A 2,228-nucleotide genomic window follows, 5' to 3' on the forward strand; every position below is an offset into this window, starting at 1 on the left:
CCGTCCCGGCCGGGTGTGGGACCGGGACGTGCGTGGGAGGCTGCACGTACGCTCGGAGCCGTTGGGCCAGTCGACCGGACCAGGAGGGGGACGACAGCGTGGAGGGCGCACGGCGCAGCAACCCGGCGGCGAGGCTCGTGCGCCGGGGTTTCACCGACCCCGAGCACGCCCTGCGCCTTCTCGGTGAGCCGCCGCTCGCCGCGCACGCGAGCGACAGCGTGCTGCTCGACGCCCTCGCCGCCACCGCCGATCCGGACCTCGCGCTGCGCGGCCTCGACGGGCTGGTCCGGGCGCTGCCGCCGGGCGAGCAGCACCGCCTGCTGGACACGCTGACCACCGCCAAGCCGCTGCGCGACCGCCTGCTGTCGGTGCTCGGCGCGAGCGCGGCACTCGGGGAGCACCTGGCCCGGCACCCCGAGGACTGGCACGCGCTGGTCACCTTCGAGCTGCGCGACATCCACCCCGGCCCGGAGGAGTTCGTCCGCCGCCTCTACCGGCACATCTGGGAGGAGCGCGCCGACCTGCCCCGCGCGGACGCGCTGCGCTCCGGCTACCGGCGGCTGCTGCTCGGCATCGCGGCCCGGGACCTCACCGGCACCGCCGACCTCGCGCAGACGGCGGCCGAACTCGCCGACCTGGCGGGGGCGGTGCTCCAGGCGGCCCTCGACATCGCCGCGGAGGAGGAGCCCGACGCCGCCCGCGCCGCGAGGCTCGCCGTCATCGCCATGGGCAAGTGCGGCGGACGCGAACTCAACTACGTCTCGGACGTGGACGTCGTCTTCGTCGCGGAGCCCCGCGAGGGCGTCGAGGACCACAAGGCACTGCAGGCCGCGACCCGGCTCGCCTCCCGGTTGATGCGGCTGTGCTCCGACCCCACCCGCGAGGGCACCATCTGGCCGGTGGACGCCAACCTGAGGCCCGAGGGCAAGAACGGTCCGCTGGTGCGGACGCTCGCCAGCCACCTCGCGTACTACCAGCGGTGGGCCAAGACCTGGGAGTTCCAGGCCCTGCTGAAGGCCCGACCCGTCGCCGGGGACGCCGAGTTGGGGCAGGCATACCTGGACGCCGTGACCCCGCTGGTGTGGCAGGCGAGCGAGCGCGACAACTTCGTGGCCGACGTGCAGCACATGCGCCGCCGGGTGATCGAGGCCATTCCCGCCGCCGAGGTGGACCGTGAGCTGAAGCTGGGTCCGGGCGGACTGCGGGACGTGGAGTTCTCCGTGCAGCTGCTCCAACTCGTCCACGGGCGCAACAACCCGTCCCTGCACAGCGCCACCACGCTCACCGCGCTGGCCGACCTGTCCGCGGGCGGCTACGTCGGCCGCGCCGACGCCGCCGCGCTGGACAGCGCCTACCGGTTCCTGCGCACGCTGGAGCACCGCATCCAGCTGTTCCGGCTCCGCCGCACCCATCTGGTCCCCACCGACGAGGCCGAACTGCGGCGGCTGGGCCGCTCCTTGGGCCTGCGCACCGACCCGGTGGCCGAGCTGACGGCGGAGTGGCGGCGGCACGCCCGCGAGGTCCGGCGGCTGCACGAGAAGCTGTTCTACCGTCCGCTGCTGGACGCGGTCGCCCGCCTGGACGCCGCCGAGGCGGGCCTCGCCGTGCCCGACGGCCTCAGCCAGGACGCCGCCCACGCCCGGCTCGCCGCCCTCGGCTACCGCGAGCCCGCCGACGCCTTCCGGCACCTCCAGGCGCTGACGACGGGCGTCAGCCGCCGGGCCGCGCTGCAGCGGACGCTGCTGCCGGTGATGCTCGGCTGGTTCGCCGACTCGGCCGACCCGGACGCCGGACTGCTCAACTTCCGCAAGGTCTCCGACAGCCTCGGCGCCACCCCCTGGTACCTGCGGCTGCTGCGCGACGAGGGCGCGGCCGCCGAGCAGTTGGCCCGGGTGCTGTCCTCCGGGCGGCTCGCCCCCGACCTGCTGCTGCGCGCGCCCGAGGCGGTCAAACTGCTCGGTGACAGCGACGGACTGGTGCCGCGCCCCGGGCAGGTGCTCGACCGGGAGATCGCGGCCGCGGTCGGGCGCGCGGATGACGCCCCGTCAGCGGTCGCCGCGGCGCGGTCGGTTCGCCGCCGGGAACTGTTCCGGACGTCCGCGGCGGACGTGCTGGGAAGGCTGCCGGACGTGACCGAGGTCGGCGAGGAGCTGACCGCCATCGCGACGGCCACGCTGCGGGGCACCCTGCAGGACGTCGTCGCGGCGGCGGAGACCGCCGAGGTGCTG

General features: G+C 75.4%; 1 protein-coding gene. It reads left to right on the top strand.

Going from position 1 to position 2,228, the window contains the following annotated elements; all coding sequences use genetic code 11:
- Positions 1-98 precede the first annotated feature (98 nt).
- On the top strand, positions 99-2,228 hold a 2,130-nt coding region (locus ACFP3V_RS12475), incomplete at its 3' end, for a bifunctional [glutamine synthetase] adenylyltransferase/[glutamine synthetase]-adenylyl-L-tyrosine phosphorylase (RefSeq protein ID WP_380583032.1).

Origin of the sequence: Streptacidiphilus monticola, from assembly GCF_042658505.1 — a bacterium.
Classification (GTDB): Bacteria; Actinomycetota; Actinomycetes; order Streptomycetales; family Streptomycetaceae; genus Streptacidiphilus; species Streptacidiphilus monticola.